Annotated in this window: 28 protein-coding genes and 1 riboswitch; of the genes, 14 read left to right on the top strand and 14 right to left on the bottom strand. The window is 50.4% G+C overall.

Translation table 11 applies throughout. From position 1 onward, the window contains the following. The first annotated feature begins 17 nt into the window (after positions 1-17). Positions 18-1,031, top strand: a complete 1,014-nt coding sequence (locus JQ822_RS13720; protein WP_213133917.1) for an NAD-dependent epimerase/dehydratase family protein — start codon at positions 18-20, stop codon at positions 1,029-1,031. Here the strand turns inward: JQ822_RS13720 and JQ822_RS13715 are convergent. Both JQ822_RS13715 and JQ822_RS13710 read right to left on the bottom strand, forming a co-directional pair. Next, positions 1,028-1,858, bottom strand: coding sequence for an N-acetylmuramoyl-L-alanine amidase (locus JQ822_RS13715; RefSeq protein ID WP_213133916.1), 831 nt, complete (start codon positions 1,856-1,858; stop codon positions 1,028-1,030). The genes JQ822_RS13720 and JQ822_RS13715 overlap by 4 nt on opposite strands. Continuing rightward, entirely contained in the window at positions 1,855-2,178 is a 324-nt protein-coding gene (locus tag JQ822_RS13710) for a heavy metal-binding domain-containing protein (RefSeq protein WP_001160725.1), read from the bottom strand. Before JQ822_RS13710 ends, JQ822_RS13715 begins: the two co-directional genes overlap by 4 nt. A gap of 147 nt (positions 2,179-2,325) precedes the next feature. Between JQ822_RS13710 and JQ822_RS13705 the strand changes: the two genes are divergently transcribed. Next, positions 2,326-2,640, top strand: a complete 315-nt coding sequence (locus JQ822_RS13705; protein WP_213133915.1) for a hypothetical protein — start codon at positions 2,326-2,328, stop codon at positions 2,638-2,640. A 67-nt stretch (positions 2,641-2,707) separates the two neighbouring features. Further along, positions 2,708-3,352, top strand: a complete 645-nt coding sequence (locus JQ822_RS13700) for a quinolone resistance pentapeptide repeat protein QnrB89 (RefSeq protein WP_213133914.1) — start codon at positions 2,708-2,710, stop codon at positions 3,350-3,352. 110 nt (positions 3,353-3,462) lie between these two features. Here JQ822_RS13700 and ymcF read toward each other — a convergent pair whose 3' ends face one another. Then, positions 3,463-3,651 (bottom strand): cold shock small protein YmcF, encoded by a 189-nt coding sequence (ymcF, locus tag JQ822_RS13695; RefSeq protein WP_096759373.1) that lies wholly within the window; start codon positions 3,649-3,651, stop codon positions 3,463-3,465. A 10-nt stretch (positions 3,652-3,661) separates the two neighbouring features. Further along, complete coding sequence (gene cspG, locus JQ822_RS13690; protein WP_046479624.1) at positions 3,662-3,874, bottom strand: cold shock protein CspG; 213 nt, start codon at positions 3,872-3,874, stop codon at positions 3,662-3,664. Positions 3,875-4,405: 531 nt separating this feature from the next. Here cspG and JQ822_RS13685 point away from each other — a divergent pair. The 7 genes from JQ822_RS13685 (at position 4,406) to yegS (ending at position 9,958) form a co-directional block, all read left to right on the top strand. Beyond that, positions 4,406-4,921: a lipoprotein gene (locus JQ822_RS13685; RefSeq protein ID WP_213133913.1), complete on the top strand. Its 516-nt coding sequence runs from the start codon at positions 4,406-4,408 to the stop codon at positions 4,919-4,921. Positions 4,922-5,148: 227 nt separating this feature from the next. Next, a complete protein-coding gene (gene artP, locus JQ822_RS13680) occupies positions 5,149-5,877 on the top strand; it encodes an arginine ABC transporter ATP-binding protein ArtP (RefSeq protein WP_213133912.1) in 729 nt (242 codons plus the stop codon). 16 nt (positions 5,878-5,893) lie between these two features. Beyond that, complete coding sequence (artI, locus tag JQ822_RS13675) at positions 5,894-6,625, top strand: arginine ABC transporter substrate-binding protein ArtI (protein WP_213133911.1); 732 nt, start codon at positions 5,894-5,896, stop codon at positions 6,623-6,625. 6 nt (positions 6,626-6,631) lie between these two features. Next, on the top strand, positions 6,632-7,348 hold the full coding sequence (gene artQ / locus JQ822_RS13670) for an arginine ABC transporter permease ArtQ (protein ID WP_213133910.1): 717 nt from the start codon (positions 6,632-6,634) through the stop codon (positions 7,346-7,348). Then, a complete protein-coding gene (gene artM / locus JQ822_RS13665) occupies positions 7,348-8,016 on the top strand; it encodes an arginine ABC transporter permease ArtM (RefSeq protein ID WP_213133909.1) in 669 nt (222 codons plus the stop codon). The genes artQ and artM overlap by 1 nt, the downstream gene beginning before the upstream one ends. 180 nt (positions 8,017-8,196) lie before the next feature. Further along, the gene (gene artJ, locus JQ822_RS13660; protein WP_213133908.1) at positions 8,197-8,928 is read left to right on the top strand and encodes an arginine ABC transporter substrate-binding protein ArtJ; all 732 of its coding nucleotides are present in this window, start codon (positions 8,197-8,199) and stop codon (positions 8,926-8,928) included. Positions 8,929-9,058: 130 nt separating this feature from the next. Next, positions 9,059-9,958: a lipid kinase YegS gene (yegS, locus tag JQ822_RS13655; RefSeq protein ID WP_213133907.1), complete on the top strand. Its 900-nt coding sequence runs from the start codon at positions 9,059-9,061 to the stop codon at positions 9,956-9,958. A gap of 21 nt (positions 9,959-9,979) precedes the next feature. Here yegS and fbaB read toward each other — a convergent pair whose 3' ends face one another. Beyond that, positions 9,980-11,032: a class I fructose-bisphosphate aldolase gene (gene fbaB / locus JQ822_RS13650; RefSeq protein ID WP_213133906.1), complete on the bottom strand. Its 1,053-nt coding sequence runs from the start codon at positions 11,030-11,032 to the stop codon at positions 9,980-9,982. A gap of 252 nt (positions 11,033-11,284) precedes the next feature. Between fbaB and JQ822_RS13645 the strand changes: the two genes are divergently transcribed. The 3 genes from JQ822_RS13645 to JQ822_RS13635 are packed head-to-tail and all read left to right on the top strand — an operon-like array spanning position 11,285 to position 14,525. Continuing rightward, complete coding sequence (locus tag JQ822_RS13645; RefSeq protein WP_213133905.1) at positions 11,285-12,562, top strand: nucleoside permease; 1,278 nt, start codon at positions 11,285-11,287, stop codon at positions 12,560-12,562. Continuing rightward, complete coding sequence (locus JQ822_RS13640; protein ID WP_213133904.1) at positions 12,559-13,563, top strand: ADP-ribosylglycohydrolase family protein; 1,005 nt, start codon at positions 12,559-12,561, stop codon at positions 13,561-13,563. Before JQ822_RS13645 ends, JQ822_RS13640 begins: the two co-directional genes overlap by 4 nt. Further along, the gene (locus tag JQ822_RS13635) at positions 13,560-14,525 is read left to right on the top strand and encodes a PfkB family carbohydrate kinase (protein WP_213133903.1); all 966 of its coding nucleotides are present in this window, start codon (positions 13,560-13,562) and stop codon (positions 14,523-14,525) included. The genes JQ822_RS13640 and JQ822_RS13635 overlap by 4 nt, the downstream gene beginning before the upstream one ends. Here JQ822_RS13635 and JQ822_RS13630 read toward each other — a convergent pair. The 3 genes from JQ822_RS13630 to thiM are packed head-to-tail and all read right to left on the bottom strand — an operon-like array spanning position 14,499 to position 16,883. Then, positions 14,499-15,245, bottom strand: coding sequence for a GntR family transcriptional regulator (locus JQ822_RS13630; RefSeq protein WP_213133902.1), 747 nt, complete (start codon positions 15,243-15,245; stop codon positions 14,499-14,501). The two genes, JQ822_RS13635 and JQ822_RS13630, sit on opposite strands and share 27 nt — an antisense overlap. A gap of 52 nt (positions 15,246-15,297) precedes the next feature. Further along, on the bottom strand, positions 15,298-16,098 hold the full coding sequence (gene thiD, locus JQ822_RS13625) for a bifunctional hydroxymethylpyrimidine kinase/phosphomethylpyrimidine kinase (protein ID WP_213133901.1): 801 nt from the start codon (positions 16,096-16,098) through the stop codon (positions 15,298-15,300). Continuing rightward, on the bottom strand, positions 16,095-16,883 hold the full coding sequence (thiM, locus tag JQ822_RS13620) for a hydroxyethylthiazole kinase (RefSeq protein ID WP_213133900.1): 789 nt from the start codon (positions 16,881-16,883) through the stop codon (positions 16,095-16,097). The genes thiD and thiM overlap by 4 nt, the downstream gene beginning before the upstream one ends. A 32-nt stretch (positions 16,884-16,915) precedes the next feature. Further along, positions 16,916-17,012: riboswitch (TPP riboswitch) on the bottom strand. Between the two features lie 204 nt (positions 17,013-17,216). Between thiM and JQ822_RS13615 the strand changes: the two genes are divergently transcribed. Next, entirely contained in the window at positions 17,217-17,549 is a 333-nt protein-coding gene (locus JQ822_RS13615; RefSeq protein ID WP_213133899.1) for an RcnB family protein, read from the top strand. A 60-nt stretch (positions 17,550-17,609) separates the two neighbouring features. On the opposite strand, the gene JQ822_RS13610 is transcribed toward JQ822_RS13615, so the two are convergent. The 6 genes from JQ822_RS13610 to apbC all read right to left on the bottom strand — a co-directional run bounded on the left by JQ822_RS13610 (position 17,610) and on the right by apbC (position 24,391). After that, complete coding sequence (locus tag JQ822_RS13610; protein WP_213133898.1) at positions 17,610-18,620, bottom strand: fimbrial protein; 1,011 nt, start codon at positions 18,618-18,620, stop codon at positions 17,610-17,612. 11 nt (positions 18,621-18,631) lie between these two features. After that, entirely contained in the window at positions 18,632-21,118 is a 2,487-nt protein-coding gene (locus JQ822_RS13605; RefSeq protein WP_213133897.1) for a fimbrial biogenesis outer membrane usher protein, read from the bottom strand. Between the two features lie 14 nt (positions 21,119-21,132). Then, positions 21,133-21,813 (bottom strand): fimbrial assembly chaperone, encoded by a 681-nt coding sequence (locus JQ822_RS13600; protein ID WP_213133896.1) that lies wholly within the window; start codon positions 21,811-21,813, stop codon positions 21,133-21,135. Between the two features lie 62 nt (positions 21,814-21,875). After that, the gene (gene yehD / locus JQ822_RS13595; protein WP_213133895.1) at positions 21,876-22,406 is read right to left on the bottom strand and encodes a fimbrial protein YehD; all 531 of its coding nucleotides are present in this window, start codon (positions 22,404-22,406) and stop codon (positions 21,876-21,878) included. Between the two features lie 319 nt (positions 22,407-22,725). Next, positions 22,726-23,007 carry a DUF2574 family protein gene (locus JQ822_RS13590; RefSeq protein ID WP_213133894.1) on the bottom strand — a complete coding sequence of 94 codons (282 nt, stop codon included), beginning with the start codon at positions 23,005-23,007 and terminating at the stop codon, positions 22,726-22,728. Positions 23,008-23,281: 274 nt separating this feature from the next. After that, positions 23,282-24,391, bottom strand: coding sequence for an iron-sulfur cluster carrier protein ApbC (apbC, locus tag JQ822_RS13585; RefSeq protein WP_213133893.1), 1,110 nt, complete (start codon positions 24,389-24,391; stop codon positions 23,282-23,284). Between the last annotated feature and the right edge of the window lie 139 nt (positions 24,392-24,530).

The following is a 24,530-nucleotide window of genomic DNA, read 5'->3' as shown; positions in this document are numbered from 1 at the left end:
AAACACAGCGGATTGATATGAAGGTACTGGTTACCGGAGCCACCAGCGGCTTAGGCCGAAACGCGGTTGAGTTTTTACGCAAGAAAGGCATCAGCGTCAGAGCCACCGGTCGCAATGAAGCGATGGGTAAGCTGCTGGAGAAAATGGGCGCAGAATTTGTGCATGCGGATTTGACCGAACTGGTCTCTTCGCAGGCGAAAGTCATGCTCGCAGGCATCGACACGCTGTGGCACTGTTCCAGTTTTACCTCACCGTGGGGAACTCAAGAAGCCTTTGATCTGGCTAACGTCCGGGCCACCCGCCGTCTGGGTGAATGGGCGGTTGCCTGGGGTGTACGTAACTTTATTCATATTTCCTCCCCGTCGCTCTATTTTGATTATCACCATCATCGCGATATCAAAGAGGACTTTCGTCCACACCGCTTCGCCAACGAATTCGCCCGCAGTAAAGCGGCTGGCGAAGACGTGGTTGCGCTGTTAGCCCAGGCTAACCCACAGACCCGGTTTACGGTTTTACGCCCGCAAAGTCTGTTCGGCCCACACGATAAGGTTTTTATTCCCCGCCTGGCGCACATGATGTACCACTACGGCAGCGTCCTGCTCCCACATGGCGGGAGTGCGCTGGTCGATATGACCTATTATGAAAATGCGATTCACGCGATGTGGCTGGCAAGCCAGGAAGCCTGTGACAATCTGCCGTCAGGTCGCGCGTATAACATCACCAATGGCGAGCATCGCACTCTGCGTAGCATCGTGCAGAAGCTGATTGACGAGCTCAATATTGATTGCCGCATCCGCTCTGTTCCCTATCCGATGCTCGACATGATTGCCCGCAGTATGGAGCGTCTGGGGAATAAATCGGCGAAAGAGCCTAAACTCACGCACTACGGCGTGTCGAAGCTCAATTTTGACTTTACGCTGGATACCACCCGCGCCCAGGAAGAGCTGGGCTATCAGCCGGTAGTGACGCTGGATGCAGGAATTGAGCGTACCGCGGCCTGGCTGCGCGACCACGGTAAGTTACCGCGCTAGCCCTGCCCGTATTTCTCCAGTAACGCTTCGGCAATCGCCTGAGTTTCTGCATCCGCCACGCCGTTCCACAACGCCGGGCGGAAGTGCATCTGGAACGCCATAATCACCCGCTGTTGTTCACGCGGCGTCATGTCCGGTTTCACCTCGTAACCATAGCGCGACAGCAGATCAAGCAACGCTGCGGTTTCTACCGGCGTATGGGGCGTGCGTCCGCCGAGATAAAACGCAACGCGCTGCGCATCTGGCCAGGCGCCAATGCCCTGTGCCGCCAGTTCACGCCAGGGAAACAGCGGGCCGGGATCGTCTTTGCGCTGCGGCGCAACATCCGCGTGAGCCACCACGTTTTGCGCCTTGATGTCGTAGCGGGCAATAATATCCTTTGCCAGCGGGATCAACGCCTGGATCTGCGTCGGCTCAAACGGAGCAAAATATTTCACGCCCGCTGATTTCTGCCAGCCACGGTTTTCCAGCTCAATGCCAATCGAGGTATCGTTAATACGGGTGGCACCGCGCCAGAAGCTAATTCCCGCATGCCAGGCCAGATCTTTTTCCGGAACCAGTTGCCAGATACGCGGCTTACCGCCATGCAGCGGCGGTACGGCCGGGATCAGATAGTGCGAGCTGACGTTTTTATCGGTCAGCGTAGCCAGAGACGAGTCAAAATCATCGGCTGTGTAGTGAATAACCAGCACTTTAATGCGCGGATAAGCAGCCTGCGCCTGACGGCGGGTATCAAGTTGATACCCGTCTTTGTCGACAATCCCTTTTTCGCTGGCACATCCCGTCAGTAGCACGGCAAATGCCAGCAGACACAGCAGACGCTTCATCGGCGAGTTTTCACCGCAGTGCCGCTGACGCTCACCATCAGCATGCTGCCGTCTTTGCCCACGGTTTCGTAATCAATATCGATACCGACAACCGCATCCGCGCCCAGCGCCTTCGCCTGTTCGCCGAGTTCCTGGAAGGCAATTTCACGGGCTTTGCGTAGCTCTTTTTCATACGCGCCGGAGCGACCGCCAACAATGTCACGAATGCCGGCAAAAAAATCGCGGAAAATATTCGCGCCTAAAATGGCTTCGCCGGTCACCACACCGCAGTACTCCACGATGCTCTGCCCTTCCAGCGTAGGGGTTGTCGAAAACTGCATGGTACATCTCCTTGTTGCGCTAAGAACACAGTCTTAAGGCATTATCGAACCGAAACACTATCATTGAAAGGTTCTGATTGTATAATTTTCAAAATGACCTAAGTTTGCCCAGAGGCATATTATTTTTCAGCACGTTAAGGAGATGTAATGAAGATCTACACAACTGACAATGATGGAAATTTGATTCCGGTCGACGGGAAAAGTGTGGTCATTGAACTGAATAATGGCAGAACCATCGAAATTGCCGAGGAATACAGCAGAAACGATATTCCTGAAGGGATTAACCTGTGGGGCGGGCGAGAACCTTCCTCTTTCCTGTCAGAAGAAGAAATTATAACCAAAACTGAGTGCCTCGGTGTTTACCCCATGGCAGCCAATGCCTTGCATATATTCCCATATAAAGTTTCCTCAACCAAGCCCAATGAGCAGAGGCCAGAAGCGGATGTTGAAAAAGATGACTGAAGGTTTGACGCTCGGCGCTAAATCAGTTTAGTATCGTTGTACTGTATAAAAAAACAGGCATACAACTATGACCCTGGCTTTAGATGGCGAAAGAATTGACAGAAATCGCTTTACTGGCGCGAGAATTGAAAACAGCACGTTTTTTAACTGTGATTTTTCGGGCGCAGATCTTAGCGGTACTGAATTTATTGGCTGCCAGTTCTATGACCGCGAAAGCCAAAAGGGATGTAATTTCAACCGCGCCATCCTGAAAGATGCCATTTTCAAAAGTTGCGATTTATCCATGGCGGATTTCAGGAATATCAGTGCGCTTGGAATAGAAATTCGCGCCTGTCGCGCTCAAGGTGCTGATTTTCGTGGCGCGAGTTTTATGAACATGATAACAACACGCACCTGGTTCTGTAGTGCTTATATCACTAACACCAATCTGAGCTATGCCAATTTTTCGAAAGTCGTACTCGAAAAGTGTGAACTGTGGGAAAACCGTTGGATTGGCACTCAGATCCCTGGAGCAACATTTAGCGGTTCAGACCTCTCAGGAGGTGAATTCTCATCATTAGACTGGCGGGCAGCAAACTTTACCCATTGCGATCTCACAAATTCCGAGCTTGGTGATTTAGATGTGCGTGGAGTTGATTTACAAGGCGTCAAGTTGGACAGCTATCAGGCGTCATTAATAATGGAGCGCCTTGGGATCGCGATTATTGGTTAGTTATTTTATTTATGGTAATAGATACACATACTGAACCCAACAACGGGTTAATTGTAATAGAAATGTACCTGCTAAGTCGTTAAAAAGGCCCCAAAAAGAGCCTTAAACATTTATTTTCTGAAATCCAATGGCGTTTGGCCAGAACGAATGTACATTGCAACGTTATCAAATGTGATCATTTTAGATTTGCAAAAAATACATTTCGCGCCGAAAGGATTTCCATCAGTAACATCGAAGCTCGATGTTCTGTACTGTGACCCATGGCAACATGGGCAACGAAAGTGAATATGATTAGTAATAATAGTTACCTTAGAGCGCCACAACATTAACAGCGGATGGGCCTTTAGGTCCCTGCTCCACACTAAATTCGACTTCCTGATTTTCATTCAGCGTTTTAAAGTCGTTACTTTGAATAGCAGAAAAATGAACAAACACATCTTTGCTACCATCTTTTGGTGTGATGAATCCGAAACCTTTTTCAGGATTGAACCACTTAACTAAACCAGTCATTTTATTAGACATCTATTTTATTCCTTAATTTGAGCCTTTAGGCATATTTGGTTTTATTACAGAATCGACTTAGTGCTTAGCGGAGAGACTCAAAGAAGGGATAATTGGATAAACCTGAAAATGAGAACTGCTTGAGTAAACTACTTTGTAAATCGTCTGTTCTTCAAACCGACTCCGCTATTAACGCATGGGTATACGGATTAATCAACTCTTATTTTAGCCATCCGGATATCCTGATAGCGTACGCGACACTTTTATGCCTACAGGCCGCAATCCGTTATCCCACATTTTATCGTCTCGTAAATAAGCATGCAGATACGTAGATGGCCTATACACTATAGGGAGCATCGATGGCGACAACACCACGTCTCAGTTTGATATACTTAACCGAGGTTAGCAGTAAGAACCCACAGATGCTCTAAAAGGTGCAATCTGCGAATTTATGTATGACAAAACAAGCTGTTGAATGATTATACAGTTATTGAAAGGATAGAATTGTCCCCCGTAGAACACTATTAGTAGAAAGCTTATAAGGAAATCATTATGCGCTACTCGAAACTCTCTCTGCTGGTCCCCTGTGCACTTCTTCTCAGCGCCTGTACCACCGTCACCCCGGCCTATAAAGACAACGGCACGCGTAGCGGCGCCTGCGTGGAAGGCGGGCCGGACAGCGTGGCTCAACAGTTTTATGATTATCGCATTCAGCATCGTAGCAACGACATCACCGCCCTGCGTCCATACTTAAGTGACGACCTGGCAAAATTGCTGACCGATGCCAGCCGCGATAACTCACACCGCGAACTGCTGAACAGCGATCCTTTCTCCAGTCGCACTACCTTGCCGGACAGCGCCAGCGTTGCCAGTGCATCAACTATTCCGAATAGTGATGCACGCAATATTCCGCTACGCGTAGAGCTTAAGCAGGGTGACCAGAGCTGGCGTGACGAAGTGCTGATGATCCGTGAAGGCCAATGCTGGGTCGTGGATGATGTACGCTATCTGGGCGGCAGCGTACACGCGCCAGCCGGGACGCTGCGCCAGTCTGTAGAAAACCGCTAACCCACGTCATTCAACCGCTAAAATCATAACCCCCATAAATTGTCTGGCATTCTGCATAGAATGCCGACAATTATTCTTGCCCGCTGGTGGCCCCGCTATTTTGTGCTATGTTTAGAGAAGAATGCGGTTTGCATTTAACTTTTAACGCATAAATATTGCATAACTATTCTGTCAAAGGTAGTATCTGCGGCTTCAATAGCTATCAGACTGCCAGTATACGAGTGTCAATGAGTATTCAATTAAACGGCATTAATTGCTTCTACGGCGCACATCAGGCGCTGTTCGATATCACGCTGGATTGCCCTCAGGGCGAAACACTGGTGTTACTTGGCCCAAGCGGAGCCGGGAAAAGCTCGCTGCTGCGCGTACTCAACCTGCTTGAGATGCCGCGTTCGGGCACGCTCTCTATTGCCGGTAACCGTTTCGACTTCACGAAAACTCCGTCCGATAAAGCCATTCGTGAGCTGCGTCAGAACGTGGGTATGGTCTTTCAGCAATACAATCTTTGGCCGCATCTTACGGTGCAGCAGAACCTGATCGAAGCCCCCTGCCGCGTGCTGGGTCTGACAAAAGATCAGGCACTGGCGCGCGCCGAGAAGCTGCTGGAACGTCTGCGTCTGAAGCCCTACAGCGATCGTTACCCACTGCATCTCTCCGGCGGTCAGCAACAGCGTGTGGCTATTGCCCGTGCGTTGATGATGGAGCCGCAGGTGCTGCTGTTTGATGAACCGACTGCAGCCCTTGACCCGGAAATTACCGCACAAATCGTCAGCATCATCCGTGAGCTGGCAGAAACCAAAATTACTCAGGTGATCGTCACCCACGAAGTGGAAGTGGCTCGTAAAACGGCCAGTCGTGTGGTGTATATGGAAAACGGTCATATCGTCGAGTTTGGGGATGCGAGCTGCTTTGCCAACCCGCAAACCGAAGCGTTTAAAAACTATCTTTCTCACTAAGATTCGGGACAATACAATGAAAAAAGTTCTGATTGCCGCGCTAATCGCAGGTTTTAGCCTTTCCGCTACCGCAGCCCAAACCGTTCGTTTCGCAACCGAAGCGTCTTATCCTCCGTTTGAATCCATCGATGCCAATAACAACATCGTGGGTTTTGACGTTGATCTGGCGAACGCGCTGTGTAAAGAGATCGACGCTACCTGTACCTTCACTAACCAGGCCTTCGACAGCCTGATCCCCAGCCTGAAATTCCGTCGTTTTGACGCAGTGATGGCCGGTATGGACATCACGCCAGAGCGTGAAAAGCAGGTGCTGTTCACCACGCCTTACTACGACAACTCCGCGCTGTTTGTTGGTCAACAGGGTAAATACACCAGTATTGACCAGCTGAAAGGCAAGAAAGTCGGCGTACAAAACGGCACCACGCACCAGAAATTCATCATGGATAAACATCCGGAAGTCACCACCGTTCCGTATGACAGCTACCAGAATGCCAAACTTGACCTGCAGAACGGGCGTATTGATGGCGTCTTCGGTGATACTGCCGTCGTAACTGAATGGCTGAAAGACAATCCGAAACTGGCCGCCGTGGGTGATAAAGTCACCGATAAAGATTACTTCGGTACCGGTCTGGGCATCGCGGTGCGCCAGGGCAATACCGAGCTGCAGCAGAAATTCAACACTGCGCTGGAAAAAGTGAAGAAAGATGGAACGTACGAAACCATCTATAACAAATGGTTCCAGAAGTAATATTAGATGAATGAATTTTTTCCTTTAGCAAGCGCCGCCGGGATGACCGTCGGCCTTGCCGTTTGTGCGCTGATCATTGGCCTGGCACTCGCGATGCTTTTTGCCGTCTGGGAGTCTGCAAAATGGCGCCTGGTGGCATGGACAGGCTCGGCCCTGGTCACACTCCTGCGAGGGCTACCTGAAATTCTGGTGGTTCTGTTTATCTATTTCGGTTCTTCACAGCTGCTGCTGACGCTGGCGGACGGGTTTACGGTAAATCTTGGGTTCGTGCAGATCCCGGTACAGATGCAGATCGAAAACTTCGACGTCAGCCCGTTCCTGTGCGGGGTTATCGCGCTGTCATTGTTGTATGCGGCCTATGCGTCGCAAACGCTGCGTGGCGCGCTGAAAGCCGTTCCGCTCGGGCAATGGGAATCAGGCCAGGCGCTGGGGCTGTCTAAAACCGCGATCTTCTTTCGCCTGGTCATGCCGCAGATGTGGCGTCACGCTTTGCCGGGTCTGGGCAACCAGTGGCTGGTATTGCTGAAAGATACCGCGCTGGTCAGCCTTATCAGCGTCAACGATCTGATGCTGCAAACCAAAAGCATTGCTACGCGTACCCAGGAGCCGTTTACCTGGTACATCGTGGCAGCGGCCATTTATCTGGTGATTACGCTGGTGAGTCAGTACATTCTCAAACGCATTGACCTGCGCGCGACACGTTTTGAGCGGAGACCGGGCTGATGCTTGAGTATTTACCTGAACTGATGAAAGGGCTGCATACCAGCCTGACGCTGACGGTCGCCTCCATCGTGGTTGCGCTGATCATGGCGCTGATTTTCACCGTCATCCTGACGCTGAAAACACCGGTACTGGTGTGGCTGGTTCGCGCCTATATCACGCTGTTTACCGGTACGCCTCTGTTGGTGCAAATCTTCCTGATCTACTACGGCCCGGGGCAGTTTCCTGCGTTGCAGGAGTATCCGGTACTGTGGCATCTGCTTTCCGAACCGTGGCTGTGCGCCTTGATTGCGCTGTCGTTAAACAGTGCCGCGTATACCACGCAGCTGTTTTACGGTGCTATCCGTGCGATCCCGGAAGGTCAGTGGCAATCCTGCGGTGCGCTGGGGATGAGCAAAAAAGACACGCTGGCCATTTTGCTGCCGTACGCTTTTAAACGCGCCCTCTCCTCGTATTCCAATGAAGTGGTACTGGTGTTTAAAAGTACCTCCCTGGCCTACACCATCACGCTGATGGAAGTCATGGGCTACAGCCAGCTGTTGTATGGTCGCACCTATGACGTCATGGTCTTCGGCGCGGCGGGTGTGATTTATCTGATTGTTAACGGACTGCTGACGTTAATGATGCGCTTAATCGAGCGTAAAGCGCTGGCGTTTGAACACCGCAATTAAGCTGGATAATTGCATAACCCCAAAAATATAAGACGGGCAAGTCTCACAACTGCCCGTCTTTTTTTATGTCATTAAAAATATTTAATCATTTTTATTGCATACAAATTCATTAAATGGCATTGTAAATCAACGCCGCAGACACGGTGAATCATCATAAGATTGACAGACGGGAGTTCCACCATGAAAAAGTTAGTCCTGGCCGCATTACTTGCAACTTTCGCCGCTGGCGCCTCAGCTGCTGATAAAATCAATTTCGGTGTTTCAGCGACCTACCCGCCATTTGAATCGCTGGACGCGAGCAATAAAATCGTCGGTTTTGACATCGACCTGGCAACGGCGCTGTGCAAACAAATGCAGGCTGACTGTACTTTTACTAATCATGCTTTCGACAGTCTAATCCCCGCGCTGAAATTCAAAAAATATGATGCGGTGATTTCCGGTATGGATATCACACCAGAACGTAGCAAACAGGTTTCCTTTACCCAGCCCTACTATGCTAACTCAGCGCTGGTCATTGCGAAAAAAGATACCTATAAAACCTTTGCCGACCTGAAAGGTAAACGCATTGGTATGGAAAACGGCACTACGCACCAGAAATACCTGCAGGACAAACATCCTGAAGTGAAAACCGTGGCCTACGACAGCTACCAGAACGCGATTATCGACCTGAAAAATGGCCGTATTGATGGTGTATTTGGCGACACCGCCGTAGTTAACGAGTGGCTGAAAACCAACCCGCAGTTAGGCGTGGCAACGGACAAAGTTACCGATCCGCAATACTTCGGCACCGGTCTTGGCATTGCCGTTCGCCCGGATAACAAAGCGCTGCTGGAAAAACTGAATACCGCGCTGGCCGCCATTAAAGCTGACGGTACGTACCAGAAAATTAGCGACCAGTGGTTCCCGCAGTAATTCCTGACCTACCTGAAAAGCCGCTTATCGCGGCTTTTTTACGTTTAACGCCCGCGCTTTCAGTCAGTTCTTACGCCATAAACGCATTCCTGGCATACACTTGTTAAAACAATAAAAGTGAGGCCATAGGATGATAGCATTCCCTGCCAGCTTACTGATCCTGAACGGAAAAAGTGCTGATAATCTCCCCCTGCGCGAGGCGATTGCTGTGCTTCGCGATGAGGGTGTGGAAATCCACGTGCGCGTCACCTGGGAAAAAGGCGATGCCCGCCGCTACGTTGATGAGGCCCGACAGTTGGGCGTTGCCACCGTCATTGCGGGCGGCGGCGATGGCACCATCAACGAAGTCTCTACCGCGCTAATCCACTGCGAGGGGGAAGATATTCCCGCACTAGGGATTTTACCGTTGGGGACCGCCAATGACTTCGCCACAAGTGCAGGTATTCCCGAGACGCTGGATAAAGCATTGAAGCTGGCCATCGCCGGCAATGCGGTTGAGATAGACATGGTACAGGTCAACGATAAGACCTGTTTTATCAATATGGCGACGGGTGGTTTCGGTACGCGGGTAACGACAGAAACGCCGGAGAAACTCAAAGCGGCGTTGGGTGGCGTGTCGTACTTTATTCATGGACTAATGCGTATGGACACGCTGAAGCCCGACAGCTGCGAAATTCGTGGGGAAAACTTTCACTGGCAGGGTGACGCACTGGTGATCGGCATCGGTAATGGTCGTCAGGCGGGCGGCGGACAGCAGCTTTGCCCCACGGCGCTTATCAACGACGGTTTGCTACAGCTGCGCATTTTTACCGGCGATGAGCTTCTTCCGGCGCTGCTCTCAGCGCTCACCCAATCCGCTGACAATCCTAATATTATTGATGGCGCGTCATCATGGTTTGATATCCGCGCCCCGCATGAAATCACCTTTAATCTCGATGGCGAACCGCTCGGCGGACAGGAATTTCACATCGAAATCCTCCCCGCCGCATTGCGCTGTCGGTTACCACCGGGCTGCCCGTTGTTGCGTTAATACACAACCGCCCGCAATGACTCAGGCAATAGTGACTTTGCTATCCAGATAAACATCCTGCACGGCGTTAATCAACTTAACGCCATCAGCCATGGTTTTCTTGAACGCTTTACGCCCGAGGATCAGCCCCATACCACCAGCACGCTTGTTAATCACCGCCGTACGAACCGCATCGCTGAGATCGGTTTCGCCCCCTGCAGCACCGCCAGAGTTTATTAATCCGGCACGACCCATATAGCAGTTAGCCAGCTGATAACGAACCAAATCAATCGGGTTGTCGCTGGTCAGCTTGCTGTAGACGCGATCGTCGGTATAGCCAAAATTAACCGCATTATACCCGCCGTTATTCTCTGCCATTTTTTGCTTGACGATATCCGCCCCGATTGTGGCCGCCAGATGGTTTGCCTGCCCGGTGAGGTCGGCGGAAACGTGATAATCCACACCGTCTTTTTTAAACGCGGAGTTGCGCAGATAGGCCCACAGTACCGTCACCATACCCAGCTCATGGGCACGTTCAAACGCCGCAGAAATCTCTTCAATCTGGCGACGGGATTCCTCAGAACCGAAATAGATTGTCGCCCCGACCGCCACCGCGCCCATATTGAACGCCTGCTCCACGCTGGCATACAACGTCTGGTCAAATGTGTTCGGGTAGCTGAGCGTTTCGTTGTGGTTAATTTTCACGAGGAACGGAATACGGTGTGCGTAGCGGCGGGAAACGGAAGCCAACACGCCATAGGTTGACGCCACACAGTTACAGCCCGCTTCGATAGCCAGCTCAACAATATTTTTCGGATCAAAGTACAGCGGGTTAGCCGCAAACGAAGCCCCGGCGGAATGCTCCACGCCCTGGTCCACAGGTAAGATAGACAAGTATCCCGTGCCAGCGAGTCGGCCCGTGTTATACAGCGTCTGCATATTACGCAGTACGGCTGGCGGTCGGTTGTTATCCACCATCACGCGGTCGACGTAATCATGTCCTGGCAGGTAAAGTTGGTCAGAAGGAATGGTCATACAACGATGCTGTAAAAGGTTGTCGGCATCTTTGCCAAGCAACTGCGCAATATCAGTCATAGCTATGCTCCCGTAAGTTCCGATTGGATACCGGAATGTGGATTGTCCTGGCCCGCCTTGTTGCGGGCAGCCATAAGCCTGGTACCAACCGCACTTTTTTTCCATCTTTAGCGCACTTTTCAGCAACTTCTGCTGGCTCGATTCAGGCATAAAAAACGTTACGGCGGTCAAAATTAAAACACAAAGGTATTTCAAAGGTATTATCAAGTGGTACTATCTCGACGTACCTTACCTGTCATGAAGGATTTAAAGATGAAAACTACAGCAAAGCTGTCGTTCATGATGTTTGTGGAGTGGTTTATCTGGGGCGCCTGGTTTGTACCGCTTTGGTTATGGTTGAGTAAAAGCGGATTTACCGCCGGGGAAATTGGCTGGTCGTACGCCTGTACGGCGATCGCCGCGATCCTGTCGCCGATTTTCGTTGGTTCACTAACAGACCGTTTTTTCTCCGCGCAAAAAGTGCTGGCCGTATTGATGTTCGTCGGCGCAATTCTGATGTTTTTCGCCGCGCAGCAGACCACATTTAGCGGCTTCTTCCCGCTGTTGCTGGCCTACTCACTCACCTACATGCCAACCATTGCGCTGACCAACAGCATTGCCTTTGCCAACGTCCCGGACGTCGAGCGTGATTTCCCGCGCATTCGCGTGATGGGCACCATTGGCTGGATTGCCTCCGGTTTAGCCTGTGGGTTTTTACCTCAGATGCTGGGCTACAGCGATATCTCGCCGACCAACATCCCGCTGCTGATCGCTGCCGGTAGTTCAGCCGTGCTGGGTGTCTTCGCCTTCTTTTTACCGGATACGCCGCCGAAAAGTACCGGCAAGATGGATTTCAAGGTCATGCTGGGTCTGGATGCGCTGATCCTGCTGCGTGATAAAAACTTCCTTGTCTTTTTCTTCTGCTCTTTCCTGTTTGCGATGCCGCTGGCGTTCTATTACATCTTCGCCAACGGCTACCTGACAGAAGTCGGGATGAAAAATGCCACCGGCTGGATGACGCTGGGTCAGTTTTCGGAAATCTTCTTTATGCTGGCGCTACCGTTCTTCACTAAGCGCTTTGGCATTAAAAAGGTATTATTACTTGGTCTTATTACCGCGGCGATCCGCTATGGCTTTTTCGTTTACGGCGGCTCAGAAGAATATTTCACTTACGCGCTACTGTTTCTCGGCATTCTGCTGCACGGCGTCAGTTACGACTTCTACTACGTCACGGCTTATATCTATGTGGATAAAAAAGCGCCGGTACATATGCGTACTGCCGCACAAGGTTTAATCACCCTCTGCTGTCAGGGATTCGGTAGCCTGCTCGGTTACCGCCTGGGCGGGGTGATGATGGAGAAAATGTTCGCTTATAAAGAGCCAGTCAACGGTCTCACCTTTAACTGGGCGGGCATGTGGGGATTTGGCGCGATCATGATCGCCGTCATTGCCGTGTTGTTTATGATTTTCTTTCGCGAATCAGACAAAGAAATCACCGCCATTAAGGTGGACGATCGCGATGTAGCGTTGAAACAAGGGGAAGTAAAATGAAAGCAGAGCGTATTCTCGGTGCTCTTTATGGGCAGGCGTTAGGGGATGCGATGGGCATGCCGTCGGAATTATGGCCCAGAACCCGGGTTAAAGCCCACTTCGGTTGGATCGACCGGTTTTTACCGGGACCTGCAGAAAATAATGCCGCCTGTTATTTTAACCAAGCGGAGTTCACTGATGACACGTCCATGGCGCTGTGTCTGGCGGATGCCCTGCTTGAGTGTAACGGAGAAATTGTACCCGACATTATTGGCCGCAATATTCTGGCCTGGGCCGAACGTTTTGATGCCTTCAATAAAAACGTACTCGGCCCTACCTCAAAAATTGCGTTAAACGCCATCCGCGACGGCAAACCCGTCGCTGAGCTGGAAAACAATGGTGTAACTAACGGAGCGGCAATGCGCGTTTCACCGTTAGGCTGCCTGCTACCCGCACGCGATCTCGATGCCTTTATCGATGACGTGGCATTGGCCTCCAGCCCGACGCATAAATCGGATCTGGCGGTAGCCGGTGCTGTGGTTGTCGCGTGGGCGGTGTCGCGCGCTGTCGACGGCGCAAATTGGTCCGATATTGTTGAGGCGCTGCCTGCCATTGCCCGGCATGCGCAGCAAAAACGGATCACCACCTTTAGCGCCTCGCTCTCAGCGCGCCTCGAGTTGGCGCTGAAAATCGTGCGCGAGGCTAACGGCGCAGAATCTGCCAGCGAGCAGTTGTATCAGGTCGTTGGGGCCGGAACCAGCACCATTGAATCGGTGCCTTGCGCCATCGCGATGGTAGAACTGGCGCAGACCGATCCCAACCGCTGCGCCGTTCTGTGCGCGAACCTCGGTGGCGACACCGATACCATTGGGGCGATGGCGACGGCAATTTGCGGCGCGTTGCACGGCGTAAGCGCGATTAACCCAGTATTGAAGCAGGAACTGGACGCGGTCAATCAGCTGGATTTTAACCGCTACGCCAGCGGATTACTGCGCCTGCGCGAGCAGCGGGAGGCGCTATGAACACGATGCGTCTGCAAGCGCTTCTCCCGCAGTTGCACATGCAGCGGCCGGTGACGGTGGTGGGCGCGGCGGTGATCGATGTGATTGCCGATGCGTATGCCCTCCCCTGGCGCGGGTGTGACATTGAACTCAAGCAGCAAGGTGTGAACGTCGGCGGTTGTGCGCTGAACATTGCCGTCGCGCTTAAACGTTTAGGTATTGACGCCAGTAATGCCTTGCCGTTAGGTCAGGGGGTGTGGGCCGATATTATCCGCAACCGGATGGCAAAAGAGGGATTACGCAGTCTGATCGACAATGCCGAAGGCGATAACGGCTGGTGCCTGGCGTTAGTCGAACCGGATGGCGAACGCACCTTTATGTCCTTTAGCGGCGTTGAAAATCAGTGGAACGCCGACTGGCTGGCTCAGCTAATGATCCCGCGCCACAGCCTGGTCTACCTTTCAGGTTATCAGTTGGCCTCACCGTGCGGTGAGCTACTGGTACAGTGGCTGGAAGGCCTGGATGAGGTAACGCCGTTTATCGATTTTGGACCACGTATAGGTGACATTTCCGAGGTCTTGATGACCCGTATTATGACCTGCCGCCCGCTGGTATCACTCAATCGCCAGGAGGCGGAAATTGCCGCCGAGCGATTCAGGTTAAGCACGGATGTCGAAAGTTTTGGCGCCGAGTGGGTGACCCGCTTTGCCACGCCGGTTGTGGTTCGCCACGATAAAGACGGCGCATGGTATTTCAGCGAACACACGTCCGGCCGCGTGCCTGCATTTCCAACGACTGTTGTTGACACCATTGGCGCAGGGGACAGTCACGCCGGCGGCATGCTGGCCGGGCTGGCATCAGGCTGGCCGCTGGCCGATGCCGTGCTACTGGGTAACGCGGTGGGATCTTGGGTGGTTGGGCATCGCGGCGGTGATTGCGCACCCTCGCGTGAGGCGTTACTCCTCGCACACAAAGACGTATAGGTCGCTGCGGCAATAGCTGATGCTGTATTCAATGGGCCGATGCTGCTGGTCAAGCGCAACCTGCTTGATCACCAGTACCGGTACTTTGCTGTCCATCTGAATATGCGACTGGAATTCCGCATCCGGCATGCGGGCGCTGACGCGAGATCGCGTGCGCTGCGGGAAAATATGCTGGCTGCGGAAATAGTCGTACAGCGAGACGCCGATGGCATCCACATCATGAATAAGATGTGCGGGGACCCAGGATTCTTCAATAGAAACCGCGTCTTCATCCACGTAGCGAATACGTTTAAGCAGGAAGACGTCACTGCCGACGGCAATCGCCAGCTGCTGGGCCACTTCTTCCGGGCACGCCACCACGCGCTTATTGACCCACAGCGTATCCGGTTTTTTACCGCGTAACACAACCTGCTGAGAAAAGCCGCGCGCTTCTTTTAGCGAATACTCGAAGATATTGTTGATCTGCGTTCCGTAACCGCGGGCGCGAGTCACCACCCCCTCTTCTTCCAGCGCCTGCATCGCTTTACGCACCGTAATACGAGAGACGCCGGTCAACTGGCTAAGATCGCGCTCGCCAGGCAGAATATTGCCATGCTCCAGGATGCCGCTGCGTACAGCGTTTTTGACCGTTTGCGCGAATTTCATGTACAGCGGCGTGTTATCCGCTGCTGAAATACGTTCATTCAGTTGCGCGATAAGCTGGGTATGCGCTTGTTCCATTTATCTTTTTCCTGGCAGCCGTTTCTGCAGCCAGTATACGCATTTATGTTCGTCACCACCACGCGTGGAAATGATGAACCGGACCAATCCCCCCGCCCACTTCCAGGGTATCAGCCTGTGCCAGCGCCGCCGACAGCCACATTTTGGCCTCATGTACCGTATCGGCCCAGTTTGCATGGCGCGGACGCAGCGCCGCCAGCGCCGCCGACAGCGTACAGCCGGTGCCGTGAGTATTTTTGGTCATCACCCTTGGCGCGGTAAAGCGCTGCTCGCCGTCGCGGGTAAACAACCAGTCCGGGCTTTGCGCGTCATCCAGATGACCACCTTTCATCAGCACCGCTTCGCAGCCCAGCGCCCGCAGCGCTCTACCCTGCTCTAGCATCTCCTGCTCCGTTCTGGCATGCGTTGTTTCAAGCAACGCAGCGGCTTCCGGCAGGTTTGGCGTGATAATCGACACCTGCGGCAACAGGCGGGTACGCAGCGTTTCAACCGCCGAGGGAGACAACAACGGGTCGCCGCTTTTCGCCAGCATCACCGTATCAAGCACCACGTTTTGTACCTGATGACGGCGTAAACGCTCGGCGACCGCTTCGACAATATCCGTTTCCGCCAGCATGCCGATTTTAGTTGTGTCAATACGCACATCACTGAACACGGAGTCCAGCTGTGCGGCGACAAAATCAGGTTCAATGCGATACACCGACTGCACCCCGAGCGTATTTTGTGCCACTAACGCCGTGATAACCGAGCAGCCGTAAGCGCCCAGCGCCGAGAAGGTTTTTAAATCGGCCTGGATACCCGCCCCACCGCTGGGATCGGTTCCGGCGATCGTCAATGCATTAATCCGTTTCATGCCTGCTCCTGCGCATTAAGTTGATAGAGGGCGTCGAGAAATGCCGGGACAAAGCTGCCCGGTCCCGTCGATTGCTCCGTGGCTATTTGCCCGGCCTGTTTCATCCAGCTACAGGCAGAGGCGACGTTATCCAGCCTGTCACCTTTCAGTGCGCAACTGGCTGCAACAACCGCCGATAGCGCGCATCCGGTACCCACTACACGGGTCATCAACGGGTCACCGCCGTTCACGCAGACGGTACGCTGGCCATCGGTGACATAGTCCACTTCGCCGGTCACTACCACGATAGTGGCAACCTGACGCGCCAGCGCCTGCGCTGCAGGCAGAGCAGCGGCTGCTGAGTCAGTGGTATCCACACCACGACCACCCGTGGTCATCCCTGCCAGAGCGAGTATTTCAGAGGCGTTACCGCGAATAGCGGCAGGTTGTAGCGAGAGTAATTCCAGGCAAAAACGGCGACGAAACTCCAGCGCACCAACGGCAACGGGATCGAGCGTCCAGGGAGTATTAGCCCGCAGCGCCTGTACGACCGCCGTGTGCATGGCAATGGCGCGATTCTCGGTCAGCGTACCCACGTTAATCAGCAGCGCATTGGCAATAGCCGCAAACTGGCTGGCCTCTTCAGGCTCAATCACCATGGCCGGCGACGCGCCCAACGCCAGAAGCGTATTGGCCGTAAAGTTCTGCACGACCTCATTGGTCATACAATGCGTGAGGGGGGAAAGCGTTCTAAATTGGTGCAAGGTGTGGGCCGCAAGTGCGCGGCTGTGCAGGTCAGGCTGCATAGTTCAGCTCCTGCCCGCGTGAAAGAAGGGACACGAGCAGTGTCAGACTTCCCTACGCTGGCATTATCCAGATCAGGTGGTACGGGTATTTCTCAGCCTTCACCAGGAAGGGCACCCCGAGTCGTTAAAACCGAAACATGTTACACCGGTTTCAGCGACAGGATACTGTCTGCACGCCATGTTGTAAATTGCAGGCCAACGTTGCCGCATATCTGTACTTCATTTACACTTTTTACGAAATGAGCGGAGTAATAACAAAAAAGTGCTTGTCAGATGTCCTGTAAGCCAGAAATGATACACGACTGATTTTGACGACCCGAATAAGTAGAGAGGATGGGTATGAAGAATAAAATATTGCTGGGCGCATTGCTGCTCGTGACCAGCGCCGTCTGGGCAGCGCCTGCCGCCATTGCAGCCCCTAAGGGCATCGATAAATATGAGCTGAGCGGCTTTATTGCTGACTTCACCCATTTCAAACCGGGCGACACGGTCCCGGCGCTGTATCGTACCGATGAATATGCGATTAAGCAGTGGAATCAACGTAACCTGCCAGCACCGGCAGCAGGTACACACTGGACCTATATGGGCGGTGCCTACGTGCTGATTAACGATGCCGACGGCAAAATCATTAAAGCCTACGATGGCGAGATTTTTTATCACCGGTAAGAAAAAAAACACGTACTTTCAGCAAGAAAGTACGTGAAATCTTAGGAAAACATCGTCGATTCAATCATAAGATACCGCAAAGATCACTTTACTTTGTACATCGCCGGGCTGTAATGATTCCCCTGTTACACGAACATATTTCGCGGTGATGGGGAAAGTATACTGATTATTGATTGTCGCCAATTTAGCTATCTTATTCATCAGCGTGTCTCCCAATTTTAACGGAGTGGTCGCAGTGCCGTTATAAATCTGGAATCCCACCCCTTTTGCACCATTCGTTACAGTATTCTTCAGTATCGTTCCGCTCCCATCCCAGTCACCGCGTGCCACTTTGAAATTTACCGGGTTTGAAGTGACGTTATAGATGCTTTCACAATTCAGTACCAGATTCGTAGAACCTGACTTGGTATTGCTCGCACTTAGCATTTCGTTTAACGTTGTATCTGGCATTTTAATTTCGTATATCGCCTGAGAGAAACGACAGGTCGTTGGTTTGTGCTTGATGGTAAACGTCAAATGTTGTGAATAAGCATTACCACTATTTAATAATCCAAATGTTGAGCAAATCCACCATGCTAGAATATTTGAATTACAGGAATTATCAGATAAAAAATTAACTGCAGGATGGGATAATCCAAATGAATTACCATATACTATTTCACCGCTATCTGAGCTATACGTGGTTGATGCCACATATGATGCCTCAATAGACATTTTTTTATTATTAATAATATCATTTACCATGTAGGTGCTAGGAGAAAAAAAAGACCCACCGGTATCTTCTGGAAACCCTGTTCCTGTAAGTGTCAATTTTATAAAGATAGACTTACTACTGGCACTATCCTTCATTTCAACAATATAATTCTTTAGTTTTGTCGCATAATACATTTTATCGCCAGCAGTATTACAGTCAAACGTTCCCTGGAAATTAGGGTTAAAACTCACCGTTGTTGATCCAGCGGTCAAATCCAATATAATTGGCTGTGTAGCGCTCGGACTTCCTTTGGGAGTACATTTAGCCTGTCCCCAAAATGGGATCAACAGTAAAATTAAAAACCAATATTTTTTCATAAACGAATTCCTTATCGACAAATATAGACTTTGTTCTCATCAATCGCCTTATCGAAGGTAATCGTGCAGAATTGTCCCTGCTGTTTATTGACCGCAACGCGTACCGATGCGGGAATGTCGTTGGTGCGAATAAATAACCGACTGCCCTGGCCGACCAGACCAACGTTATTACCGCTGTTATCTTCCACCTCATAGCCAAACGATAACGGAGCGCCATCCGGTCGTTGGGCGAGAAAATACCAGGGTTTGCGCCGATCGGTTTCAAACTCTGCCATAACGACAGCGCCGCGATAAGGTACTGTGCCTTTACGGTTGCCCAGCAACGCCACGTCGCTTTTACTGTCGGAAAGATCCAGCATCAGCATGTTTTCACGATACGGCGTCAGACCGTCATAAACAGCGTAACCTTTGCTGTCCGTTGTTAAATAACGGTGTCCCTGCACCGCGGCACCCTGTAATCCTGGCGCTTTAACAATGGCAAAAGTATCTGAAAGCCGGGGAGTCAGTGCCACGCCGTCAGACCACACCACTACACCGCCCTGAATATTGCCGCTGGCCTGTTGATACTTATTCGACTGGCTGTAACTGCCGCCGAGCGTCGCCATCGGCGCCCGCCAGACCAGGCTTCCCCCCGCAATTGTCTCGTTCCCCTGCCGCTGATGGCTGAGGTTAGCACCGTAGCTGAATTGATCGCGATTACCTGCCACACCGCTTAAGCTGGTGTTATTCGACTGATAACCGTCGTCATCGAACGTCGTCGAGTTAGAGACAAACAGATCGCGCCGCTGTGTAGAAATGCCATCACCCCACGAGAACGGAATAGAGATATACAGGTTAAAACGCTTATCCTCGTGGTTATCCTCATCGTACGTTTGGCTAACGGAAAAGGTATAGCTGACACGTTGCCAGGAGTTCGAATAACTCAACTGATAATCTTTGCCCGTCCCGCTACGTTGCCAGTAATCGCGCCACAGTCCGCTAACCGCCAGAAATCCCCAGTCAGCAGGCAATGTCTGGTTGATATTTAGGGAGAAACTGTTCTTACGACCGAAGTCATTCTGGTAATAATCCACAATGTCATAAGTATCATTTTCGTCACGGTCATAATTATTTTTGTTATTCGCCCACACGTGATCGTTGAAGGTACGATAATCCCGCGAAGAGTAGCGATAGGCCGCCAGCGCAAACTGGGTTCCAGTCTGTGCGACATATTTATTCCACGCAATCTGATAACTCTGCCCGTCAAAAACGCCGTTATCCTGTTCACTGTGCGAGCGCGTTCCATCCACCGAAATCGCACCAATCGGCGTGTTCCATCCCGTGCCGAGTACAAATGAAGAGTAGTTATCCGACAACATTGAACCGCCATACACCGTCAGCAGATTATTCAGCCCATACTGATAACTACCTTGTATAAAATCAGACTGATTGCTCGCACCTTCAATGTTGCTCCGTCCGGCGGCAAAATCATATTTTGCTACACCCGCCTGCAACATATTGGGTACCGAGGAATAAGGCACCAGGTAATGTCTTATCGAACCATCGGCTTCTTTCACACTGACGTCCAGATCCGCACCACCGCCGGCAAGCTGCAAATCATCAATAGCGAACGGACCCGGAGAGACCTCTTTCTGGTAAATAATAAAACCGTTTTGTTCAATAGACACCAGCGCATTGCTCTGCGCTATCCCACGAACTACCGGCGTAAAACGTTGTTTTGAGTTAGGTAACATTTGCATATCGCGCCAGATACGTACACCGCGAAACCGTACCGCGTCAAAAACATCCGTTCCGGTGTACATATCCCCGGCGCGCAATGTACCAAGGATCGAGGGAATACCACGTTCCATATACGCGGTATTACTTTTCCACTCGCCGCTGCCCTCGTTGCCTTTCGTATAGTTGGCATTCGAATGCAACTGCCAGTCCAGCAAGTTCAATCCGCTGTTCAGACTCACATAATTGCTTTTATCATCGCCACCATTCTTATAATTACTGTAATACTGGCTGGCATAATAAGACGTGTAGAACGCATTAATCCCGCGATCCCAGGTTTCGGGCGGCATATAACCCGGCTCATGTTCATTCACATAGGCTTGTGGTACGCTTAAATTTAGTACAAATTGCCCGATATCATAACTAATGCTACCGCCCTGTACCGCAGCTCGTAGCGGCACACAATCCACACTTTTATCAGCTTTAATACCGTCAGTACGAATACCAATTTGCTGTAACTGTGCCCAGGATAAACATGTCTCATCTGGATCGGCTTTAATATTAATATCATAATGGCCGCGCCAATGGTTATTCAGATAAACATCCATTTCATACATGCCGGGCATTGGCTTATCACCAGCAATTTGATAGCGGGAGATTTTTTCACCATTTAAACCGCCGATCATAAAGTGCGTATCAAACGTTTCTTCTTCGGCCCATGCAGATGATGAAGTTGCCAGCACCGACAAGATAGCCAGTGTAATCGAATTGATCTTTGACATAACCCATCCTTGAGCTATTTTTCAGTTTTAATTTTTTCACTCAAATAGTTGCCGTGATCATCAATAAGCGTAACGTTGTAATGATTAACAACAGCGGGTGTAGTAATCATTTTGTTAGACCATGGTGCAAGTAACAGCGTTTCCTTATTAATTTTTGAATTACCTACCAGTTCAGGAATAGTTATCCAGTTGGCCGAATTGTTTTTAATATTGATACCACCTCCGGCATAACTGACATTCAGACGGGAAAAACTATTTTTATCCACACTGGTGATACCCTGTGGCCGATAAATAAATTTGATACGGTTTTGCATAGCGAATTTTATAATGTTCTTACCTTCGGATTCCGAGGAATTAGGTGGAATATCCAGCACGTTAAGGAAGAACAGACTTTCGCGATCTTGCGGCAACGTATTCGCCAGCTGCTTAATTTTTAGCTGCTGACCGGAACCACCGCTAACACGCGCCACTGGTGGCGTTATCACAAACGGAACCTGAATTTTCTCTGGCGGTAGACTGGTATCACCGTCATCTATCCAGGACTGTACCAGCGCGCCACGACTGCCTTCGTTCATGATCTGCACGGTAATCTCTTTTTTCTGCGCCGGATAAATGATCCGGGTGCCATAAATATAGATGCCTCCCCACGCTGGCATTACTGAGCCAGCCAGCAATAATACTAATAATTTTTTCATTATAATTACCTTACTACAGAAAAAATTGGCGGCCGCAGCCGCCGACAAACAGGATATAAATCTTAATCAGTAACAACGGTCATGGTCAGCGAAGAGGCAACGTCACCACCGGTGACAGTGGTAGACCCCACTTTCGCGTAACGTGCACTAAAGTCCAGTACATATTTATTGTCGGATGTTTTAGCTAACTGAATACCGGACTCAGGATTAACCTGTGTATCACCATAATAGACGGCAAAACCAGCGCCATTACTCACTGCAGTATTTCGTGTGATATATTTATTAGTGCTATCAAATTGAGAGCTTGAAAAAGTAATTTTCGGTGCTGCAGAACCTGTACATTCAACTGTCAATGGCACCGTTGTTTTATTTGAATAGCCGTCATAAACGCCACCAGGATTCAAAGCATTTAATCTATCGGCGCCAATTTGGTTCATACCAATGGTCGCGGTAGTATCACCAGTAAACTTACAGGTGGTTCCTACAACCTTACCAGTAATAACAAGTTCCCCCTGATCAGAATCAGCAGCGAAAGCTCCAGCGCTCATAAATACAGCAGACAGTACAGCAACAGAAATAATTGAACGCTTCATAATATCTTCCTTAATAAAGTAATTTGCATTTGTTAAGAGTTGTTTATCTCTTGTATTTAAATTCTCATATGAAAAACGTTACCGCAATGTAAACGCGTTGTTTTATTGATTTAAAACAAACTAGCCAATATAATATAAACACAACAAATACATAACAATGAACATATATTTTTGAAGAATGAGTATTGCTGTTTTTTTATTAAGAGGAATTCAAAGAGGGAATATAGAAAAACATATCATTCACCAAACTAATTATTGATGAAAAAAACAATGAAAGGATTAATTAAACAGCACATCGTATAAATTAACAGCACATGTTTTAGTCGTAATGGTTTAAAACAACTCGCCTGCTATCATCATCAGGAATAGCAATGATTTCTGTCACAACCCCTTTTGTGGGTGCCATCGTGTTTGCGGTTGTACTCAGTTGCTGAACACGAGCACCGCAACGCAGTTGCAACTGAGTGTCAATGATATCGGTACTGCAGGTCGGCATTGCAACACGCCCATCGATAGTCAATGTTGCGGTGTCGGAAGCAAAAAGAGAGGTACTTAATCCATAAGTCAGAACTATGATTCCCAACAGTATGTTTTTATTCATTTTGGGCAAAACTCCTGTAATCAGTGTGGAACAGAATGTGGATTGCCTTTAGTTAGCAGTATGGCTGAATTCAGCCTTATGACTAATTTAGATAATAGATTGGTTTTGTTTATTTGATCAATTTAAATGATGCATTGGCGATTATTTTCGGAATAACGCACTTTTTGATAAGAAAAACCAAACAATAAAGAAAGGGTATTTTATGAATAACCCATTCACCGCATCAATATGTATTGATGCGGTGAATAATAAAAACAAAACGGTAAATGGCTATTTAGACAGCGCGAAAGGCAATCTCACCAGGGATAACTTCCCCCTGCCAGTAGAGCTGTGCGGCTACACGTCCCGCCAGGTCGCGGTAAATTGCCGTGAATTCGCTGTCTGGACGACTGATAACCGTCGGCGTACCGCGATCGAGATCTTCACGCAGGGAGATATGCAGCGGCATTTGTCCCAACAGCTGAGTGCGATATTGCTCGGCCAGCTTCTGCGCACCACCGGTACCGAAGATCGGCTCATGATGACCGCAGTTGCTGCAAATATGCATGCTCATATTCTCAACAATACCCAGCACCGGCACTTCGACTTTTTCGAACATCACAATGCCTTTTTTCGCATCGATCAATGCAATGTCCTGCGGAGTGGTCACAACAACCGCACCCGTTACCGGAATGTTCTGCGCCAGCGTCAGCTGGATGTCACCGGTGCCGGGCGGCATATCCAGGACCAGATAATCGAGATCCGGCCATAAGGTTTCTTGCAGCATCTGCAACAGCGCTTTACTGGCCATCGGGCCACGCCACACCATGGCATTATCATCAGTGACCAGATAACCAATAGAGTTGGTTGCCAGACCGTGAGACATGATCGGCGCCATATGGGTGCCGTCCGGTGAGGTTGGACGCTGATTTTCTGCCCCGAGCATTGTTGGAATAGACGGGCCATAAATATCGGCATCGAGAATACCCACCTTCGCCCCTTCCGCGGCGAGCGCCAGCGCCAGGTTTACGGCTGTTGAGGATTTCCCTACGCCACCTTTACCCGAGCTGACGGCGATAATGTTTTTCACACCGTTGATGCCCGGCTGGTTTTTCACGCGTTTCAGCGTCGCGATATTGTGCGACAGCTTCCAGTCAATGGCTTTCGCGCCGGTGATGCGCAATAAATCGGCACTGCATTGCTCTTTTAATACCTCAAACGCGCTGTGCCAGACGAACGGCATCACCAGCTCAACGTGCAACGTGTCATCCATCCAGGCGACGTGATGCAACGCTTTTAGCGTCGTCAGATTATGCTTCAGGGTTGAATGCTGAAAATTCGCCAGCGTCCCGGCGACCATCGCGCGCAGGGTTTCTGGTGATTTGGCCTGGGATTGTGCGTTCATCCCGACTCCTTTTTGTTGTTCTGAAAAGACGATTGTCATCGGGTAGTTTACTCCAACCGCGACAATTATTCATTTAAGGATAAATGCCCTTATCACTTGGCGCAGTAATTACCATTTTGGTACTATCAAAGCCCTTTTC

The organism is Citrobacter sp. FP75, from assembly GCF_018342065.1.
In the GTDB taxonomy this organism is placed as follows: Bacteria; Pseudomonadota; Gammaproteobacteria; order Enterobacterales; family Enterobacteriaceae; genus Citrobacter.
This window is presented reverse-complemented; position numbering and strand designations above follow the sequence as displayed.

Excerpts from the sequence above, each read along its gene's own strand:
- JQ822_RS13720 (WP_213133917.1), top strand. The coding sequence starts at position 18 with ATGAAGGTACTGGTTACCGGAGCCACCAGCGGCTTAGGCCGAAACGCG.
- JQ822_RS13715 (WP_213133916.1), bottom strand. The coding sequence starts at position 1,858 with ATGAAGCGTCTGCTGTGTCTGCTGGCATTTGCCGTGCTACTGACGGGA.
- JQ822_RS13710 (WP_001160725.1), bottom strand. The coding sequence starts at position 2,178 with ATGCAGTTTTCGACAACCCCTACGCTGGAAGGGCAGAGCATCGTGGAG.
- JQ822_RS13705 (WP_213133915.1), top strand. The coding sequence starts at position 2,326 with ATGAAGATCTACACAACTGACAATGATGGAAATTTGATTCCGGTCGAC.
- JQ822_RS13700 (WP_213133914.1), top strand. The coding sequence starts at position 2,708 with ATGACCCTGGCTTTAGATGGCGAAAGAATTGACAGAAATCGCTTTACT.
- cspG (WP_046479624.1), bottom strand. The coding sequence starts at position 3,874 with ATGTCTAATAAAATGACTGGTTTAGTTAAGTGGTTCAATCCTGAAAAA.
- JQ822_RS13685 (WP_213133913.1), top strand. The coding sequence starts at position 4,406 with ATGCGCTACTCGAAACTCTCTCTGCTGGTCCCCTGTGCACTTCTTCTC.
- artP (WP_213133912.1), top strand. The coding sequence starts at position 5,149 with ATGAGTATTCAATTAAACGGCATTAATTGCTTCTACGGCGCACATCAG.
- artI (WP_213133911.1), top strand. The coding sequence starts at position 5,894 with ATGAAAAAAGTTCTGATTGCCGCGCTAATCGCAGGTTTTAGCCTTTCC.
- artQ (WP_213133910.1), top strand. The coding sequence starts at position 6,632 with ATGAATGAATTTTTTCCTTTAGCAAGCGCCGCCGGGATGACCGTCGGC.
- artM (WP_213133909.1), top strand. The coding sequence starts at position 7,348 with ATGCTTGAGTATTTACCTGAACTGATGAAAGGGCTGCATACCAGCCTG.
- artJ (WP_213133908.1), top strand. The coding sequence starts at position 8,197 with ATGAAAAAGTTAGTCCTGGCCGCATTACTTGCAACTTTCGCCGCTGGC.
- yegS (WP_213133907.1), top strand. The coding sequence starts at position 9,059 with ATGATAGCATTCCCTGCCAGCTTACTGATCCTGAACGGAAAAAGTGCT.
- fbaB (WP_213133906.1), bottom strand. The coding sequence starts at position 11,032 with ATGACTGATATTGCGCAGTTGCTTGGCAAAGATGCCGACAACCTTTTA.
- JQ822_RS13645 (WP_213133905.1), top strand. The coding sequence starts at position 11,285 with ATGAAAACTACAGCAAAGCTGTCGTTCATGATGTTTGTGGAGTGGTTT.
- JQ822_RS13640 (WP_213133904.1), top strand. The coding sequence starts at position 12,559 with ATGAAAGCAGAGCGTATTCTCGGTGCTCTTTATGGGCAGGCGTTAGGG.
- JQ822_RS13635 (WP_213133903.1), top strand. The coding sequence starts at position 13,560 with ATGAACACGATGCGTCTGCAAGCGCTTCTCCCGCAGTTGCACATGCAG.
- JQ822_RS13630 (WP_213133902.1), bottom strand. The coding sequence starts at position 15,245 with ATGGAACAAGCGCATACCCAGCTTATCGCGCAACTGAATGAACGTATT.
- thiD (WP_213133901.1), bottom strand. The coding sequence starts at position 16,098 with ATGAAACGGATTAATGCATTGACGATCGCCGGAACCGATCCCAGCGGT.
- thiM (WP_213133900.1), bottom strand. The coding sequence starts at position 16,883 with ATGCAGCCTGACCTGCACAGCCGCGCACTTGCGGCCCACACCTTGCAC.
- JQ822_RS13615 (WP_213133899.1), top strand. The coding sequence starts at position 17,217 with ATGGGTATGAAGAATAAAATATTGCTGGGCGCATTGCTGCTCGTGACC.
- JQ822_RS13610 (WP_213133898.1), bottom strand. The coding sequence starts at position 18,620 with ATGAAAAAATATTGGTTTTTAATTTTACTGTTGATCCCATTTTGGGGA.
- JQ822_RS13605 (WP_213133897.1), bottom strand. The coding sequence starts at position 21,118 with ATGTCAAAGATCAATTCGATTACACTGGCTATCTTGTCGGTGCTGGCA.
- JQ822_RS13600 (WP_213133896.1), bottom strand. The coding sequence starts at position 21,813 with ATGAAAAAATTATTAGTATTATTGCTGGCTGGCTCAGTAATGCCAGCG.
- yehD (WP_213133895.1), bottom strand. The coding sequence starts at position 22,406 with ATGAAGCGTTCAATTATTTCTGTTGCTGTACTGTCTGCTGTATTTATG.
- JQ822_RS13590 (WP_213133894.1), bottom strand. The coding sequence starts at position 23,007 with ATGAATAAAAACATACTGTTGGGAATCATAGTTCTGACTTATGGATTA.
- apbC (WP_213133893.1), bottom strand. The coding sequence starts at position 24,391 with ATGAACGCACAATCCCAGGCCAAATCACCAGAAACCCTGCGCGCGATG.